Below are 17,094 nucleotides of genomic sequence, written 5' to 3' on the forward strand. Positions count from 1 at the left end.
AGTCGAATCAATTTGTCGTCCAGTCCCGGATATCGACAAAATGACCTGCAATCGCAGCCGCGGCGGCCATGGCAGGGGACACCAGATGCGTCCGGCCCTTGTGTCCCTGACGGCCTTCGAAATTCCGGTTCGACGTCGACGCGCAGCGCTCACCCGGCTTCAACTTGTCCGCATTCATGGCAAGACACATGGAGCAGCCCGGCTCGCGCCACTCAAATCCTGCTTCCTTGAATACAAGGTCCAGACCTTCTTCCTCAGCCTGCTCTTTCACAAGACCCGATCCTGGAACAACCATGGCACTGACGTGAGAGGCAACCTTGTGATTCCCGATGACAGCGGCAGCTGCCCGAAGGTCTTCGATACGCCCATTTGTGCAAGAACCAATAAAGGCCCGGTCGATCTTGATGTCCGTGATCTTTGTGCCCGGTTCAAGGCCCATGTAATCAAGAGCACGCTTTTTGGAATCGCGCCGGTTCTCGTCATCGATTTCAGCAGGATCAGGCACGACACCTTCTACCGACACAACATCTTCAGGAGAAGACCCCCAGGAAACGATTGGCGGCAGGTTGGCCGCGTCAAGCTCTACGACCTTGTCGAAATAGGCATCAGCGTCGGAATGAAGGGTCTTCCAATAGGCAAGCGCCATATCCCAGGCCTCACCCTTTGGCGCTTTCGGCCGGCCGTCAATATAGTCAAACGTGGTCTGGTCCGGTGCGATCAGACCTGCGCGGGCGCCGGCCTCAATTGACATGTTGCAAACCGTCATCCGGCCTTCCATGGAAAGCGAACGAATGGCTTCACCTGCATATTCGATCACATAGCCAGTACCACCGGCTGTACCGATCTTGCCGATAATCGCCAGAACGATATCCTTGGCAGTCACGCCTTCGGGGATCTGCCCCTCAACCTTGACCAGCATGTTCTTCGCTTTTTTCTGGATCAGCGTCTGCGTTGCCAGAACGTGCTCGACCTCGGACGTGCCGATGCCGTGTGCGAGCGATCCGAAAGCGCCATGGGTTGACGTGTGGCTGTCGCCGCAGACGATTGTCATTCCAGGCAGGGTAAAGCCCTGTTCGGGACCCACAATGTGAACAACGCCCTGGCGCATATCCAGTTCTGAATAGTATTCGATGCCGAATTCTGTGGCATTCTTGGCAAGCGTTTCGACCTGCAACGCAGATTCCGGATCGTCGATACCGTGTCTTCGGTCTGTGGTCGGGACGTTGTGGTCAACGACAGCCAGTGTCTTTTGCGGCTGCCGCACCTTGCGGCCATGCATGCGCAAACCCTCAAACGCCTGCGGGCTTGTCACTTCATGTACCAGATGCCGGTCAATATAAAGCAGCCCTGTCCCGTCCGGCTGCATATCGACCGCATGGTCGTCCCAGATCTTGTCGTAAAGCGTCCGTGCCTTGGCCATGGATCTCTCCTCATTTTTTGCCCGGCAATGCGCGCAGTTCGTGGGGCAGCGCATTTCTCCGGAATCTTCTTCGGGCTCGGCTGAGCCTCAAGTCGCGTCCTGTAAACTCAAGCCATGAAAAGCTTGCTGGTGCCTTGCGCAACACCGGTTGCCTTAGTGAATGGCGCAGCGCCGCCTGAAGGTCAAGCATTGCCGAGTTGAGTTGAATTCAACTGAGATTGACCGCCAGACGATCAGCCATCACCTAGTTGCAAAAAAGGCGGCCTCCGGGACCGCCTTTCCAAAACATTTCCAAGCCGTATCGGCTTATTCCGCAGCGTTTTCAGCTGCTTCAGCTTCGGCCTTTTTCGCTTCTGCCTTGGCAACTTTTGCAGCAGCCACTTCAGCACGCTGCTCTTCGTTGAGGCGCTTGGAGCGAACATTGGTGTTTTCGGTGATGCGGGCGGACTTACCGCGACGGTCACGCAGATAATAAAGCTTCGCGCGACGTACTTTACCGCGGCGAACAACTTCCACGCCTTCCAGCATCGGAGAATAAATAGGGAAGACACGTTCCACGCCTTCACCGTAAGAAATCTTGCGAACCGTGAAGCTCTCGTTGATGCCGCCGCCGGAACGGGCGATGCAGACACCTTCGTAAGCCTGTGTACGAGTCCGGTTACCCTCGGTGACCTTCACATTGACGCGAACGGTATCACCTGGCGAAAATTCCGGCAGCTTGCGCTGCTCTTCAATTTTCGCCATTTCCTCAGCATTAAGCTGTTCGATGATGTTCATGGCATTTTTCCCTTTTCATTTACAAAGCGGTCAGAGCGCTGTCCGGTTTTAAGGCCGGAAACGGGTTCACCGACTTTGGGCCATGGTGCATTATCCGCCGGAATTTTCTGAATATTTGCGCCTCAGGAGAAGCAATTCAGGAAACACGCCCCCTATCAGGATGGTCATGCTTCTTCCGACTTCGCGGGCGTATACAGGAATTCTTGAAAAATGTCATCAGAGAATATGTAAAAAGGCTACTTAACCCGAGATTTGCCGCTGATGGGCAAACTTGGCTCCGCCGCGACCTCCACCGGCGCATTTACGACGCTGCTCAATCCACGTCATCTTCGTCCGCCATATAGGCATCCCAAAGATCCGGTCTGCGTTCGCGTGTGAGGCGCTCGGCTTCAGCCATGCGCCAATCATGGATTTTCCTGTGGTTGCCCGACGTCAGCACCTCCGGAATAATTTGTCCCTCGAACTTCGCGGGGCGCGTGTAATGCGGATGCTCCAGAAGCCCGGTTTCGAAACTCTCCGTATCAGCGCTTTCCATATTACCCATGACACCTGGGATCAGTCGGATGATCGCATCCAGCATCGTGATCGCGCCTATCTCGCCGCCTGACAGAATGTAGTCACCAATCGAAACCTCTTCGAGGCCCCGCGCATCGATCACACGCTGATCAACGCCTTCAAACCGGCCGCAGACGATAATTGCGCCGGGCCCGGCGGCCAGCTCATGGGCGCGTTCTTGCGTGAAGGGGAGGCCGCGCGGGCTCATCAATATTCGCGGGCGCGGGTCTTCGGAAGACGCTGCCGCATCGATCGCTTTTGCCAAGATGTCTGCACGCAGGACCATCCCAGCGCCGCCGCCTGCGGGCGTATCGTCAACCGACCGATGTTTGTCTGTTGCGAAGTCCCGGATCTGGCATCTCTCAAGGTCCCATAAACCTTTTTCCAGCGCTCTGCCGGACAGACTATGTCCAAGCGGACCCGGAAACATGTCCGGGTAAAGGGTCAACAGTGTCGCCTTGAACGCCATTGCGCTTTATCTTTCAGTGCTACTCCGGCCAGATTACGTGACCGGGACTGTGCGGTTAGGAATGCGTTAACCATAACAAGAAAAGTCAACACACCCTTACAGGTTCTTAACCTGGAGGAAGCACTGATTAGGGTACGGCCCATCATGTGGCAAGTGCGTTTCAGTCAGGTATCTCAAGGTGGTCAGGTTTCCAGTCTTCCGTTTCAAACTACCGGCTTTCGTACAAGACCGGATCGACCGGCATTACCTTGACATCTCCATGAGCCGTCTGTTGCCGCTGGTCATCCTGATCAGTTTCGGCGTGCTTGTTGGACTGGTATTCAATACCGGCGTCGGCCACCCTTATGACAAGGTCATCCATATCGGCTTTTTCGCGTTACTGACCCTTTCCATCCACGCGCTGTTTTGTTGTCGCTTGAGGATTTCGGCGGTCGTTGCCTTTGCCATGGGTTTGGCAGGAGAAATGGTTCAAGGGTTCTTGCCACATCACGAAATGTCGCTTCCGGACGCGTTCGCCAACGGTATCGGCGTAACCCTGGTTGTTGCGCTGATTGCCCTCATCCGGTCCGAAGCACGGCAGGCTGTCAAAGACGCTCCGGAAGAACTTGATTTCAGTGGTATGGGTCTTGAACCCGTCCCGACACGTTACCTGTCGGGCGCGCCTTCGGAAGGCTCTGGCGTTCCTTCGGAAAAATAGTCTTCGGGCAGGTCGACACGGACCCTGTCATTGGCGAGGTCGATTTCCGGTACGAATTCCCTCGTGAAGGGCACATAGAACGTCCGGCCGCGTTTGGGACGAATTTCAAGCAGATCGCCGGCACCGAAATCCTGTACCGCAACAATCTTGCCCAGAACCTCGCCATCCTGATCCAGCACTGTCGAGCCGTTTAAATCCGAATAGTAGAATTCATCGTCATCAGTCTCCGGAAGCTGGTCACGGTCGACATAGAGTTCAACCCCGTTCAACTCTTCCGCCTGATTGCGGTCGGTGACGCCTTTGAAGCTGGTAATCACGACCGTCTTTTGCACACGCGCATTCTTGACCTCAAACGACCGTTTGCCGTCTTTCGTGGTCAGAACGCCATAGTCGGTGAAGGAAAGCGGATCATCCCCAAAAGGTTTGACCCGCACTTCCCCGCGAATGCCGTGAGCTGCACCGATCTTGGCAAGAAGGATCTTCTGATCTTCAGACGAAGTCATGTCAAAAGACCTCCAGCGGCAAGACCGGTACGCTTAAACATCATTGCTTATTCAGCAGCAGCTTCTTCGGTCGCTGCTTCTTCGGCTGCCGGTTCAGCAGCTGCTGCGGCGGCTTCTTCTTCAGCCAAACGCTTGGCTTCCAGACGCTCTTTCGCTTTCGCACCCGGCTCAGCCTTTTGCGGGTTGTTGCGCGCTTCGCGCTTCAAAAGACCTGCAGCATCCAGGAAACGGTGTACGCGGTCTGTCGGCTTTGCGCCGTTATCGAGCCAGTATTGAATGCGCTCGACGTTCAGATTGACGCGCTCTTCGGAATCTTTCGGCAGCATCGGATCGTAGGAACCGACCTTTTCAATGAAACGGCCGTCGCGCGGGGAGCGGATGTCCGCGACAACGATACGGTAATACGGGCGCTTCTTGGAACCGCCGCGTGCCAGACGAATTTTCGTAGCCATTTTTCTTTCTCCAGTTTCTAGCTGCCGGCTTTCGCGGCAATGGCTTCATGGTGCCGGATCACTTCGCGAACGATGAAGTTCAGCAGTTTCTCGGCAAAGTCAGGATCGAGATTGGCGTCACCGGCCAGTTGCCTCAGCCGCTCGATCTGAATTTTTTCCCGCGCCGGGTCAGCCGGCGGCAGGTCGTTTGTGGCTTTCAGTACGCCCACTTTCTGGGTGCACTTGAACCGCTCTGCGAGCATATGAATGAGCGCCGCATCGATGTTGTCGATGGAAGCTCTAAGTGATTTCAATTCGCCAAGCGCTTCGCTCTCTCCGAGCTGTGTTTCCGCTTCGCTCATCGCTTTTTACCCTTACCCATTCCCGGCAATCCGGGCAGCTTTGGGCCACCCAGACCAGGCAGGCCCGGCATGCCGGGCGGAAGTCCGGCACCGCCCAAACCACCAGGCATGCCTCCGGGCAATCCCTTTGGCAGTTCCATTCCACCCGGTAGCTGACCGGACTTGGCCATTTCCTCAAGCTGCTTCGGATCGACATCAGGCATTCCACCGCCCATGCCGCCCATAAGCTTACCGAGCATGCCTTTGCCCTTGCCCATCTTCTTCATCATGTCCGCCATCTGGCGGTGCATCTTCAAAAGCTTGTTGACGTCGGCCACCTGAACACCGGAGCCCGCGGCAATACGTTTTTTGCGGCTGGCCTTTAGAAGATCCGGCTTCTGCCGTTCCGTCGGTGTCATCGATTGAATGATCGCAACCTGCCGCTTGAACATCTTGTCGTCGATGTTCGCCGCTTCGATCTGCTTTTTCATTTTGCCGACGCCGGGAAGCATGCCCATCATTCCGGACATGCCGCCAAGTTTTTCCATCTGCTGCAGCTGTTCGGCAAGATCGTCCAGGTCGAAATGACCCTTCTGCATCTTCTTGGCCATCTTCGCGGCTTTTTCCGCGTCGATGGCCTCGGCCGCCTTTTCCACCAGCGAGACGATATCGCCCATGCCCAGAATACGGTCGGCAATCCGTTTCGGGTGAAAGTCTTCAAGCGCGTCGGATTTTTCGCCGGTACCGATCAACTTGACCGGCTTGCCCGTAACCGCCTGCATGGACAAAGCCGCTCCGCCGCGGCCATCACCATCCATACGGGTCAGTGCAATACCCGTTATGCCGACCCGTTCGTCGAAACTCTTGGCGAGATTGACAGCATCCTGACCAGTCAAGGAGTCGGCTACGAGCAGGATTTCGTGAGGCTGTGCAGCGGATTTGACTTCCGCCATCTCGACCATCAGTGGCTCATCGATATGAATGCGGCCTGCAGTATCGAGCAGGACAACGTCATAGCCGCCAAGCTTTGCAGCCGACATGGCCCGATTGGCGATCTCAACGGGCCCCTGGCCTTCGATGATCGGCAACGTGTCGATCTCGTTCTGCTCGCCAAGAACCTTCAGCTGCTCCTGAGCTGCCGGACGGCGGGTATCAAGCGATGCCATCAAAACCCGGCGCTTGTCGCGCAAGGTCATGCGTCGTGCAATCTTTGCAGTCGTGGTCGTTTTGCCCGAACCCTGCAGACCGACCATCATGATCGCCACCGGCGCCGGCGCATTGAGATCGATCGGCTGTCCTTCTTCGCCAAGCATCTCAATCAGCTGATCGTGCACGATCTTCACGACCATCTGGCCAGGCGTGACCGATTTGACCACTTCCGCGCCAACAGCCCGGTTGCGGACCTTGTCGGTAAAGGAACGAACGATCGGCAACGCGACATCGGCTTCAATCAGCGCGCGGCGTATTTCGCGCAGCGCTTCATTGACGTCGTTTTCCGACAGCGCTCCACGACCCGTGAGCTTATCGAAAATTCCGCTTAGTCGATCGGACAGGCTTTCAAACATCAGTGGTCCTTAAACTCGCCAGTTTCGGGAGAACTCCCGATCCATATGGGCAACCGGTGTGCAAATCCAAACGGGTCGAGCCATGCAAAGCAGTTTAGCACCCGAGGGCGCAACGCGCTGTCGGGTGTTAACCTCCGGGCTCTCTTTACACCTTTGCGGGTCCCGGTCGGCAGTTCGAATTTCAGTCACTCAAATGGAGTTGGCGGGTCTATGCCTGAAACGATGGAAGGAGTCAAGCAAGCTGCGGAATTGCCTTCCTTCAACGGTGCCGCTCAAAGCAAAGCGAAATCACGCCTGGTAGCCCAGCGCCTTCATCATAGCGGCGACACCATCTTCGACTGTGCCCGTGTTTTCAATTCGGACTAGATTCGCGAGCGAGTCTGGCTCTAGATCTGCCCGTTGAAGCCGCCGCCTGATATCGTCTTTGGTTTCTCGCCCGCGCGCGGACAACCGCTCGGCCAGTACGTCAATTGGAGCCGTGATCAGAAAAACGATGGCCGATTGATACTTTTGCGCCGACTGCTCGAGAACCTTCCGGGACCCGTTGGCAATCACCGTCACGCCCTGGGCGATGGCCTCATCATAAGATTTTGGAATGACATAGCCCAGACCGTGTGCTTCCCAGGACAGGGCGACCTCCTGCGTGTCGACAAGGCGGTCGAATTCGTCCCGGCTGAGCGTATCGTGGTCTTCTGCTTCCGGATCGGCGTCGCGCGTGATGGCACGACGGGCAAACACCACATCGCGTCTGAACTTCAAGCGTTCATGGAGGGCTGCCATAAGCGTGTCTTTGCCTGCGCCGCTAGGCCCAACGACCAAAACCATGCGGCCTGGGCCGAGTCCGGCATCCTCAACCGTCAGGTCAGGCAACCCGCCGGCCCTCGCGCCATACGCCCCTGACAATCGGAATGTTACCGACCATCTTCACCTGAATGAGATCCGCCCGCAGACCTGGCGACAATGCACCCCGGTCAGACAATCCAATCGCGTTGGCCGGCGTCGATGTCACCATGGCAACCGCTTGGGGCAAAGAGATGCTCTCAGTCTCTTCCGCCAGTTGAAACGAAGCCTGGAGAAGGGACACTGGAACATAGTCGGAGGACAAAACATCCAGGACACCGGCTTCGGCAAGTTCCTTCGCAGACACGTTGCCGGAGTGTGAGCCACCCCGGACAACGTTGGGCGCGCCCATTAGGACCGCCATGCCGGCGGCATGCGAGGCCTTTGCCGCTTCAACCGTGGTCGGGAACTCAGCGATCTTCGTTTTCAGCTCAATCGCCTCGTCGACATGATCCTGCGTTGCATCGTCATGACTTGCTATGGCGATACCCCGCGCCTGGGCAATTTCCGAGAGTTTCTGCCGGTTTTCGGGCGCCAGGCCACTGGCACGCTCCTGACGCCGGCGGATGAATTCTTCCATCTGCTCGTCCGAAAAGCCCTTTTTACCCTGATAGTAGATCTTGTAGGCATCGAGCGAAACGAATTGGCGCTGCCCGGGCGTATGATCCATCAAGGAAATCAAGCGAATGCTGTCATCATCTTCGAAGACCTTGAAAGCCTCGAGCACATCCGGTGCCGAGACTTCACAGCGGAGATGGATAAAGTGATCGGCGCGCAGCCGATGTTCCTGCTGGCCGGTTTCGATCGCATCCGCAAGCGTGCGCATATCCGGATATCTGAGGTCAGCGTCTTCATCCATGCCGACACGCAACGCATCGAAAACAGTCGTAATGCCCGCGCACGCAATTTGCGCGTCATGCGCTTGAACGGCTGAAACCGGGTTCCACCGAACTTTCGGACGGGGCGCATAGTGTGTTTCAAGGTGGTCTGTATGCAGCTCGACCAGGCCTGGAAGCAAATAGTCACCGTCGCAATCGTGGCCGTCTGTTTCGGTCGGAGACGCGACGCCGGCGATCAGTCCCGCTTCGTCAATTTGAAGCGAGCCGTCCAACACGTCGTCGGGCAGAACAAGTTTGGCGTTCTTGAAGACCTTGGGCTGCGTGCTCATACGTTCTCCTTGCGGGTGAGACTGTCGTCGGGAAACTGGACGTTGCACGGCGCGGTGCCGCCGGTGAGTTCAAAGATTTTCTGTACCTGAAATGGTGCCCCGGGTTCAGGCTCTACATAAAGCCCGAAATGACTGCATCTGCGGCGGTTTCCCGTCACCTTTGCGAAGAAGGCGCACGCGGATTCTGTCAGAAATTCCGCTTCCTTTTCCGCGTCGAGTTTGTTCGAAAGCGTCATGTGAAAGCGGAATTCATCGAAGATGTATGGATAGCCCCAGTCTTGCAGGTAAGCGTCCTGCTTCGGGGTCAGGCCGCTCTTGCGGCGCCGCTCCAGATCGGCATCGGAAAGTGGCGCTCTGAATTTGTCAAAGTGACGGACACACAACCCGGCAAAGGCCTTCAGATCCGGTTCGTCCTGGTCAGGTGTGAGTGCCAGAAACTTTCCCAGCCTGTTGACTCCCAGTTTTTGGATTTCAAAAGGTGCAATGCTGCTTGCAAAGTCTTCGCAAGCGCTCACCAGGTCATTTTCCGTTTCACCCTCGCGCAGAAAGAACGGCGCTTTTAGTGTCCCATGAAAGCCGTAACGTCGGGGACTGGATGTCAGCTCGGCAACCCGAGCCTGAGACAATCCTTCGATGCCGGGCTGTGGCAATGGATCTCCCGTGAAGGTGTCCCTGCCAAGCCAGGCATTGCCTAGGAGCATCAGGCTGTCATCGGCCGTAGCGGCGAAATAAATTGCATAGCGCATGGTGAACAATCATGTGAAAGGCGGGTGGCTGCGGACGGCCTACCGGTGGGCAATGACCGTTCTGTGACAATTGTCGCCCGCCCGCAAGTCCAGACCGCCTTTTTGACCTTTTTCCCATGGCCGCTAAGCGGCCACCTCGGAACTGAATGACGTGACATCTATTATGCGGTCGGCGATTTCCTGACGCACATCCTGATCATGCAGAATGCCGACCATAGCGACGCCTTGTGCTTTCTTCTCTTCCACCAGCCGAACGACCACCGCCCGGTTGGCGGCATCGAGTGACGCTGTCGGCTCATCGAGCAGCAGGATCGGATAATGCGCGATAAAACCCCTCGCAATGTTGACCCTCTGCTGCTCACCGCCCGAGAAGGTTGCCGGAGGCAAGGTCCAAAGGCGTTCCGGAACATTCAGGCGCGCCAGGAGCGTCCTGGCCTTGTCTCGGCCTTCCTCTTCGCTTGAACCTTGCGCAATCAACGGTTCAGCAACAACGTCTTCTGCTGAAACACGGGGGATCGTGCGTAGAAACTGACTGACATACCCAATGGTATCGCTACGCAGTTTCAGGATATCGCGGGGTTTGGCGCCGGCCACATTGACAATCTCGTCACCGACAGTCACCAGAATCTGGCCCTGGTCGCAACGATAGTTGCCATAGATCATCTTCAGGATTGAGCTTTTGCCGGCACCGGACGGACCGCCCAGCACGACGCATTCGCCGGCATCGACCGAAAATTCGACCTTTTCGACGACAGGAATGACAGTGCCCCCTTGCAGGTGCATGGTGAATGTCTTGCCGACACTGTTAAGGTAGAGACGAACAGCCATTGGAATTGACCCCGTTCAGACTTGAAGAATGGAAGAGACAAGCAGCTGCGTATACGGCTCGCGCGGGTCGTCCAGAACCTGATCCGTCAACCCGGCCTCAATCACATTGCCGTGGCGCATGACCATGATCCTGTGCGAGAGCAGCCTTGCAACGGCAAGGTCATGGGTGACGATGACCACGGAAAGGCCAAGATCAGCCACCAGACGGCGCAAAAGGTCAAGCAGACGAGCCTGGACGGAAACATCGAGCCCGCCTGTCGGTTCGTCCATGAAGACCAGCCGGGGACGTGTCACCAGATTTCGGGCAATCTGCAAACGCTGACGCATCCCACCGGAAAAAGATCGCGGGTCATCATCGATCCGGTCACTCTCGATTTCGACACGCCCAAGCCAGTCATCTGCCGTGGAACGAATGTTTCCGTAGTGCCGATCACCTACGGCCATCAGCCTTTCACCGACATTCGCGCCGGCAGACACATTCATGCGCAGGCCGTCAGCCGCATTCTGGTGCACAAAGCCCCAGTCTGTGCGCATCAGCAGACGGCGCTCGGCTTCCGTCAATTGATAGAGATTGCGCATAGCGCCATCTCGCATGCGATATTCGATTGCGCCTGCGGTTGGCGCAAGACGCGTTGAAAGGCAATTCAGCAAAGTCGTTTTGCCGGAACCGCTTTCTCCGACAATGGCCAGCACTTCACCGGGCCAAAGATCGAACGAGACGTCCAGACACCCGATCCTGTCGCCATAATATCGAGTGACATTATGAACCTGCAGCAAAGGGGCTTCGGGTTGGAACACGTTCATTGAACCGTCTCCTCTGATGCGCCACCGGCGAAGTGTGTGGCTGCCGGGTCGGCTGCCATCGGGCCAAGATGCCCGTTCGCACGGCGTTCCTCGCAATGGTCACTGTCGGAACAGACGTACATCCGGCCGCCTTGGTCATCGAGGATGACTTCGTCGAGATAGACATTTTCCGCACCGCATAGCCCGCAGGGCTTGTCAAATTTTTGAACTTCGAAGGGATAATCATCGAAGTCCAGGCTCTTCACCTTCGTATAGGGCGGGATTGCATAGATCCGTTTCTCGCGGCCAGCGCCGTAAAGCTGCAGCGCCGGCATCTGGTCGATTTTCGGGTTGTCGAATTTGGGCGTCGGAGAAGGATCCATGACATAGCGGTCATTGACCTTCACCGGATAGGCGTAGGTCGTAGCAATATGGCCGTTTTTCGCGATGTCTTCGTAAAGCTTCACGTGCATCAGACCATAGTCTTCAAGAGCGTGCATCTTGCGGGTCTCGGTTTCTCGAGGCTCCAGGAACCGAAGCGGCTCGGGGATCGGCACCTGAAAAACCAGAACCTGGTCTTCCCTTAATCCCTTTTCCGGTATCCGGTGCCGTGTCTGTATGACGGTGGCTTCAGAGGTCTCATAGGTGGTTCTGACACCCGCCGTCTTTTCAAAGAAGCCACGGATCGAGACCGCATTCGTGGTGTCGTCCGAACCCTGATCGATCATCTTCAGACAATCGTCCTTGCCCAGTATCGAAGCCGTCACTTGGACACCACCCGTCCCCCAGCCATACGGCATCGGCATTTCCCGGGAGGCAAAAGGAACCTGATATCCGGGGATGGCGATGCCCTTGAGGATCGCTCGCCGAATCATGCGTTTGGTCTGTTCATCCAGGTAAGCGAAATTGTACTCGCCCTGGTCGAAGATCTGAGCCGTATCGTTCATTCCGCAGCCTCCTGGGCAGCATCGCCGCTGTCTTCTTCCTGCCGGCGTTTTTCGAACCATTCGGCACGCATCTGGCGCACCAGGACGAGTTCAGCCTGAAAGTCGACGTAGTGCGGCAGTTTCAGGTGTTCGACAAATCCGGTTGCCTGGATGTTGTCGGAGTGAGACAGCACAAATTCGACATCCTGTGCCGGCGCGACCTGCTCTTCGCCCAATTCTTCAAAGCGCATGGAGCGATCGACCATTGCCATGGACATGGCCTTGCGTTCCACCTGGCCAAAGACGAGACCATAACCCCGCGTAAAAGTCGGCGCTGTCTTGGCCGAGCCTTTGAACTGGTTGATCATCTGACATTCGGTGACCTTGATGGTCCCGAGCGTGACCGCAAACCCCAGCTCTTCGGCAAAGAACTCAACTTCGACCTCGCCATAGCGGATTTCTCCGGCAAAGGGGTGCGTTCGGCCATAGCCGCGCTGCGTGGAGTAGGCGAGCGCCAGTAGAAAACCCTCGTCGCCCCGGGCAAGGTTCTGAAGGCGCAGGTCCCGGTCTGCCGGAAACGACAGTGGCTCCCGCGTCAGATCGCCAACAGGAGCCGTCTCGTCTGACACTGGGTCCGGCTCCATCAGCCCTTCATCGCCCAGGAGGTCCGTGACCCGCGGCATTGCTACGTCCTCAGGCGGTGACGTTTCGACGGCAGGCTCTGCACTGTCGTCTTCCGCCGCTAGGGCGAAGTCGAGCAAGCGGTGGCTGTAATCGAAGGTTGGACCGAGCACCTGCCCGCCGGGAAGATCCTTGTAGGTTGCAGAGATCCTGCGCTCGACCAGCATTTCTGCGGTATCGACCGGTTTGCTGTACCCAAAACGTGGCAGCGTCGTGCGATAGGCCCGCATCAGGAAGGCAGCCTCGATCAGATCACCCCGCGCTTGCTTGATGGCCAGGGCCGCGAGTGTCTCGTCGTAAAGAGACCCTTCTCCCATGACACGGGCAACAGCGTGGCTGAGCTGCTGGGCAATCTGTTCGAGTGTCAGCGAGGGAACAGAGGTATCACCGCGCCGGCGTTTTGCGGTCAGCTTGTGAGCATTGCGGATGGCTTTCTCGCCACCCTTGACGGCAACATACATGACTCAAACCTCCGAAGGCAGAATGCGGGTAGACCGGGGCAGGGCGCTAATGCGCCCCTTGCCGGAAAAGATCAGATCGACACCTCGCGGAAACAGCCGGCTGTTGGCCGAGACCTGATCCCAGAAAACTGGTGGTAACGGACCGGTCGACAGTGCAGCCCTATCTTTGATGCCGGGTCCTTCAAGCGTCACTGGTGCGTGTTTGCCGAATTCCTGCGATGACAGGACCACTGTGGTCGATCGATCCGGATATTCTGCGGAACCCTGATTGAAGCTGGCCAAAGGCACCAGATGAGCAGGATCTGTAACAATCGCGAAGGCTGCCTCGACAGGTTCCTTCACAATTGGAGCGCCGGTGTGAAAACGCAGAAACGACTTGACCGCGTCACTCGTCATCAAAGGCCTGTCGAGCCAGACGGGTGTGTCATAATCCAGCAGCGTCAAAACAATGGCCGCAACGGTCGGCGTGAGAGGGGCAGGCGGCACCAAGCCGTCTTCCCGGATCAGCTGCTCCGTTCCAGGCCGCGCCATGGCATTCATGATCGCCCGAAAGCATTCTTGCGCATCATGCACCGGATCCTGAAATCCCGCGGCAAGCGCGGTGGTGTGCTCACTTGCATCGATTGCAGTGTCCATCAGTTGTCTCCGCGTACCATGGTGAAGAAGTTGACTTTGGTCGCTTCAGTCTCTTGTTTGACGGTCTCTTTTGCCGTGCTTTGCGAACCATTGAGCGGCCTTATGATGTCCATCTCAATTTTGTCGCGGCCATCGCTTGTTTGCCAAAGTGCATCGATCACTGCCGATTGCAGCGCTTTTGTCTTGTTTCGGCCAAGTGCATAGCTGCTCCCGGTTTCCCCCGTTCGCAGGCGCACGACACAGCGCGTTACTGTCACCTCACCCAAATTGAATGGGCTGCCCGTGCCCCCCATTCGGCCGCGCACCATCACCAGACCCGTTTCCGGTTGACGGACAAGATCATAGTCGGGTGGCGACAGCGTCTCATATCTTTCCGCAACAGCCTCGGGAGAGGCAGCAGCGAGCGTTGCCATGACTTTCCGGCGGGCTTCCACCGTTCCGTCCGTGTTGGATTGAGAAGAGTTTTCAGTCATGAAGCGCGCCTTTGTCGGGTTGGGCGGTTCCTAAGAAGAAATGCAGGGCAGGATCTGCTTAAGCAAAATTTGTCTATTTGTCTATACAAATAAACTGATTGACTAATTGCTACTGAAATTTGATGACGTTCGCATGACGAACAACAGCTCAGTTGATCGTGGCGCCGGAATAACGGTTTGGCGACAGATCATGGAAACACTCAAGGCTGACATTATTGGCGGTGTCTTTGAGAAGGGCAGCCGCTTGCCGCCGGAATCCGATCTTGCCGCGCGTTTCGGCGTGAACCGGCATACCGTTCGCCGCGCAATTGCTGCGCTGACGTCGGAAGGCATATTGCGGGCCGACCAGGGCCGCGGAACATTTGTCGCCTCAGCTCCGCTCAGTTATCCCATCGGCCCGCGTACTCGATTTTCGGAAATCGTATCGGGACAACACCGGGCACCAAGCGGCCGACTAATCGGCTCCGCCATCGAAGAAGCCGACGCATTTCTTTCCAGTCAACTTGGCGTACCGTTGGGAAAACCCTTGATCAGGGTGGAAACATTGAGAGTGGCGGACGGAACTCCAATGATTGTCGCAACAAGCTGGTTCGAACAGTCTCGCGTACCCAACCTTGTTGCGGACTATGCCGAAAACGGATCAATCACCAAGGCATTGAAGGCTGCCGGCATTGAAGACTACCAGCGCAAGGAAACGCGCATAACAGCCGAGCTTGTCGACGCTCAGGACGCCCGCCAGCTTGGTCTCGCCCTGGGTCAGCCGGTAATGGTGATGGAAAGCCTGAATCTCGACGACAGCGGAAAGCCTCTCCAATACACCCGCGCGCGCGTTCCAGCTGACAGGATCCAGCTCGTCGTCAATGGCGCTGGCTAGGCGCGAACACCTCTTTTCATTTTTTCTAGCAGGCCTATTCAGCCAATCAGGAAACACCGCGATGCGATTCCTTCAACGGTTGGTGTCGTCCGGTTTCCTTCAGATCGCCGATTACCCCAAACTCAACTGGGAAGTTCAGCCCGGCTTATTTTTTCCTTCATGGAAAAATATCTTTTCGTTTTCGAAGGCAATAGGCCACCTGTTTTGAAGGATACAAGGCCTTCAGTCTTAGCAAAATCAAACAATCAATGTTTATGAGTGAGTGTATTTCTGAATTAATTCAGTCTCTTACTACGATGTATACACTAATATTTCCACTTCTTATTTGTAACGATTATTTTGCCTCAAATACAACTTTTGGTATTGCTGCCTATGCTGTCTGAGTACGTATTTTACCTTACGTAAAATCTTTGAACGCTATCCGTTCCGGCAAGTGGGGACTGGAAAGGCTCGAAGAATGACTGTTCAGCATAGAATACTGATGGGTTTTGGGCTCATTGCTTTATTCATCGCCGCCGTTGGAATCTGGGCCTATGTCAGCTTGTCGGTGGTCGGTGAGGACATTGCCGCCATGGAAGACATGAGCGGTGACGCCCTTCTGGCATCCGAAATGAATGCCGATATGGCCAAGGTTCTGGTCAATACCAACAAGTATATTCAGACCCGGTCAGAGGAGGCTCTTCAAGCCACAAACGAGTTCCTTCGACAGATGGAAGACGGGATCAAAACGGCCGAGGTTGAAATTCGAAACCCGGTGCGTGTCGAACTTGTTCAAAAGATCAAATCCGGTCTGACCGACTTTACCGGCGGCCTTGAACAGGTCATAGCGCTGTATCGGGAGCGCGACGTGCTTGTTCAGGACAAGCTCGACAAGATAGGCCCAATAGCCCGAAAGAATCTTTCCTCCATAAACGAGACGGCAACAGAAGATGGTGACTACGAAACCGCAAACCTTGCGGCCAGAGCGTCGCAGGACTTTCTGCTGGCACGTCTTTACGTTTTAAAATTTCTTGCATCCAACAACACGGCGGACTTTGAACGCGCCATGATGGAAATGGGCGTCATAGAGCAAGAGTTGGCCCTGCTGGACAACAGCATCGAAAACCCGGAACGCAAAGCAACTTTGGCAGCTACAATTCCCATGATCGTGGACTATAGGTCTTCGGCCCAGCGCGTTCATGACATCATTGTTGAGCGCAATTCAATTCGAACAGGCGTGCTCGACAAGACCGGATTTGAGGTCAACGGATGGGCTGCACAAGTCAAGGAAAGTGCCGTCCAAGACAACAGTGCCCTTGGACAAAAAACGCTCCACGAAGCATTCGTCGCCGAATGGCAGATCATCGGCGCATCCGCATTTGCGTTCGTGCTGGCAATAACCCTCGCAATATTCATTTCTTTCGGCATTACGCGCCCACTCGCACGTCTCGTAGGTGACGCCGGCAGGCTTGCTGATGGCGACACGTCAGTTGAATTCGCCGAAGCGCGCCGCCCGGACGAAATCGGCAATGTGGCGAGATCCGTGGCCGGGTTCCGCGATTCTGTGGTCCAGCGTCAGGAACTGACAATCCGCCAGGAAGCTGAACAGCAGGAACGCGAAAAGAGGAATGCGCGTATTGCGGAACTCCTTGAAACGTTCAGCGCTCAGATCAGCGATATGCTGAACTCGGTCAAGGGTGCAACGGTTTCGATGCAATCAACGGCCACTCAGATGACCCAGACCGCACAGGACACGAGCGGTCAGGCGAGTGACGTCGCAGCAGCTGCCGAAGAAGCAACGACCAATGTTCAGACCGTTGCCAGCGCGACCGAAGAACTTGCAGCCTCTTTGCAGGAGGTTAGCTGTTCAGTCCCGGCATTTGATGGATCGGATTAAGTCTGAAACGATCAGGTTCTGAAGTCCATATCTTGCAAATGTAT

Annotated in this window: 19 protein-coding genes; 3 read left to right on the top strand and 16 right to left on the bottom strand. The window is 56.0% G+C overall.

Annotated features, from left to right (window positions below):
* Nucleotides 1-7: 7 nt before the first annotated feature.
* The 3 genes from leuC to trmD form a co-directional block, all read right to left on the bottom strand.
* Complete coding sequence (gene leuC / locus Q0835_RS20660; protein ID WP_298816750.1) at nt 8-1,420, bottom strand: 3-isopropylmalate dehydratase large subunit; 1,413 nt, start codon at nt 1,418-1,420, stop codon at nt 8-10.
* Between the two features lie 306 nt (nt 1,421-1,726).
* Entirely contained in the window at nt 1,727-2,197 is a 471-nt protein-coding gene (rplS, locus tag Q0835_RS20665; RefSeq protein ID WP_298816748.1) for a 50S ribosomal protein L19, read from the bottom strand.
* A gap of 313 nt (nt 2,198-2,510) precedes the next feature.
* On the bottom strand, nt 2,511-3,221 hold the full coding sequence (gene trmD, locus Q0835_RS20670; protein ID WP_298964003.1) for a tRNA (guanosine(37)-N1)-methyltransferase TrmD: 711 nt from the start codon (nt 3,219-3,221) through the stop codon (nt 2,511-2,513).
* Between the two features lie 259 nt (nt 3,222-3,480).
* Between trmD and Q0835_RS20675 the strand changes: the two genes are divergently transcribed.
* Nucleotides 3,481-3,918, top strand: coding sequence for an antibiotic resistance protein VanZ (locus tag Q0835_RS20675; protein WP_298964004.1), 438 nt, complete (start codon nt 3,481-3,483; stop codon nt 3,916-3,918).
* On the opposite strand, the gene rimM is transcribed toward Q0835_RS20675, so the two are convergent.
* The 13 genes from rimM to phnG all read right to left on the bottom strand — a co-directional run bounded on the left by rimM (nt 3,867) and on the right by phnG (nt 14,300).
* Nucleotides 3,867-4,421 (bottom strand): ribosome maturation factor RimM, encoded by a 555-nt coding sequence (gene rimM, locus Q0835_RS20680; RefSeq protein ID WP_298964005.1) that lies wholly within the window; start codon nt 4,419-4,421, stop codon nt 3,867-3,869. The genes Q0835_RS20675 and rimM overlap by 52 nt on opposite strands.
* Before the next feature lie 47 nt (nt 4,422-4,468).
* Complete coding sequence (rpsP, locus tag Q0835_RS20685) at nt 4,469-4,873, bottom strand: 30S ribosomal protein S16 (protein WP_298816741.1); 405 nt, start codon at nt 4,871-4,873, stop codon at nt 4,469-4,471.
* A gap of 17 nt (nt 4,874-4,890) precedes the next feature.
* Nucleotides 4,891-5,214: a chorismate mutase gene (locus tag Q0835_RS20690; protein ID WP_298964006.1), complete on the bottom strand. Its 324-nt coding sequence runs from the start codon at nt 5,212-5,214 to the stop codon at nt 4,891-4,893.
* Nucleotides 5,211-6,758, bottom strand: coding sequence for a signal recognition particle protein (gene ffh / locus Q0835_RS20695; protein ID WP_298816737.1), 1,548 nt, complete (start codon nt 6,756-6,758; stop codon nt 5,211-5,213). The genes Q0835_RS20690 and ffh overlap by 4 nt, the downstream gene beginning before the upstream one ends.
* Nucleotides 6,759-7,046: 288 nt before the next feature.
* Complete coding sequence (gene phnN, locus Q0835_RS20700; protein ID WP_366142386.1) at nt 7,047-7,628, bottom strand: phosphonate metabolism protein/1,5-bisphosphokinase (PRPP-forming) PhnN; 582 nt, start codon at nt 7,626-7,628, stop codon at nt 7,047-7,049.
* The gene (locus Q0835_RS20705) at nt 7,621-8,766 is read right to left on the bottom strand and encodes an alpha-D-ribose 1-methylphosphonate 5-triphosphate diphosphatase (RefSeq protein WP_298964007.1); all 1,146 of its coding nucleotides are present in this window, start codon (nt 8,764-8,766) and stop codon (nt 7,621-7,623) included. The genes phnN and Q0835_RS20705 overlap by 8 nt, the downstream gene beginning before the upstream one ends.
* Nucleotides 8,763-9,512 (bottom strand): DUF1045 domain-containing protein, encoded by a 750-nt coding sequence (locus tag Q0835_RS20710; RefSeq protein ID WP_298964008.1) that lies wholly within the window; start codon nt 9,510-9,512, stop codon nt 8,763-8,765. Before Q0835_RS20710 ends, Q0835_RS20705 begins: the two co-directional genes overlap by 4 nt.
* 123 nt (nt 9,513-9,635) lie before the next feature.
* Nucleotides 9,636-10,340 carry a phosphonate C-P lyase system protein PhnL gene (phnL, locus tag Q0835_RS20715; RefSeq protein WP_298816729.1) on the bottom strand — a complete coding sequence of 235 codons (705 nt, stop codon included), beginning with the start codon at nt 10,338-10,340 and terminating at the stop codon, nt 9,636-9,638.
* A gap of 15 nt (nt 10,341-10,355) precedes the next feature.
* Nucleotides 10,356-11,144 (bottom strand): phosphonate C-P lyase system protein PhnK, encoded by a 789-nt coding sequence (gene phnK, locus Q0835_RS20720; protein ID WP_298816726.1) that lies wholly within the window; start codon nt 11,142-11,144, stop codon nt 10,356-10,358.
* Nucleotides 11,141-12,070 (bottom strand): alpha-D-ribose 1-methylphosphonate 5-phosphate C-P-lyase PhnJ, encoded by a 930-nt coding sequence (locus Q0835_RS20725; RefSeq protein WP_298964009.1) that lies wholly within the window; start codon nt 12,068-12,070, stop codon nt 11,141-11,143. Before Q0835_RS20725 ends, phnK begins: the two co-directional genes overlap by 4 nt.
* Complete coding sequence (locus tag Q0835_RS20730; protein WP_298964010.1) at nt 12,067-13,191, bottom strand: carbon-phosphorus lyase complex subunit PhnI; 1,125 nt, start codon at nt 13,189-13,191, stop codon at nt 12,067-12,069. Before Q0835_RS20730 ends, Q0835_RS20725 begins: the two co-directional genes overlap by 4 nt.
* 3 nt (nt 13,192-13,194) lie before the next feature.
* Nucleotides 13,195-13,827 carry a phosphonate C-P lyase system protein PhnH gene (phnH, locus tag Q0835_RS20735; protein ID WP_298964012.1) on the bottom strand — a complete coding sequence of 211 codons (633 nt, stop codon included), beginning with the start codon at nt 13,825-13,827 and terminating at the stop codon, nt 13,195-13,197.
* Entirely contained in the window at nt 13,827-14,300 is a 474-nt protein-coding gene (gene phnG, locus Q0835_RS20740) for a phosphonate C-P lyase system protein PhnG (protein ID WP_298964013.1), read from the bottom strand. Before phnG ends, phnH begins: the two co-directional genes overlap by 1 nt.
* A gap of 133 nt (nt 14,301-14,433) precedes the next feature.
* Between phnG and phnF the strand changes: the two genes are divergently transcribed.
* Complete coding sequence (gene phnF, locus Q0835_RS20745) at nt 14,434-15,174, top strand: phosphonate metabolism transcriptional regulator PhnF (protein ID WP_298964014.1); 741 nt, start codon at nt 14,434-14,436, stop codon at nt 15,172-15,174.
* A 457-nt stretch (nt 15,175-15,631) separates the two neighbouring features.
* Nucleotides 15,632-17,050: a methyl-accepting chemotaxis protein gene (locus tag Q0835_RS20750; protein ID WP_298964015.1), complete on the top strand. Its 1,419-nt coding sequence runs from the start codon at nt 15,632-15,634 to the stop codon at nt 17,048-17,050.
* Nucleotides 17,051-17,094 lie beyond the last annotated feature (44 nt).

Source organism: uncultured Roseibium sp., assembly GCF_947499295.1.
In the GTDB taxonomy this organism is placed as follows: Bacteria; Pseudomonadota; Alphaproteobacteria; order Rhizobiales; family Stappiaceae; genus Roseibium.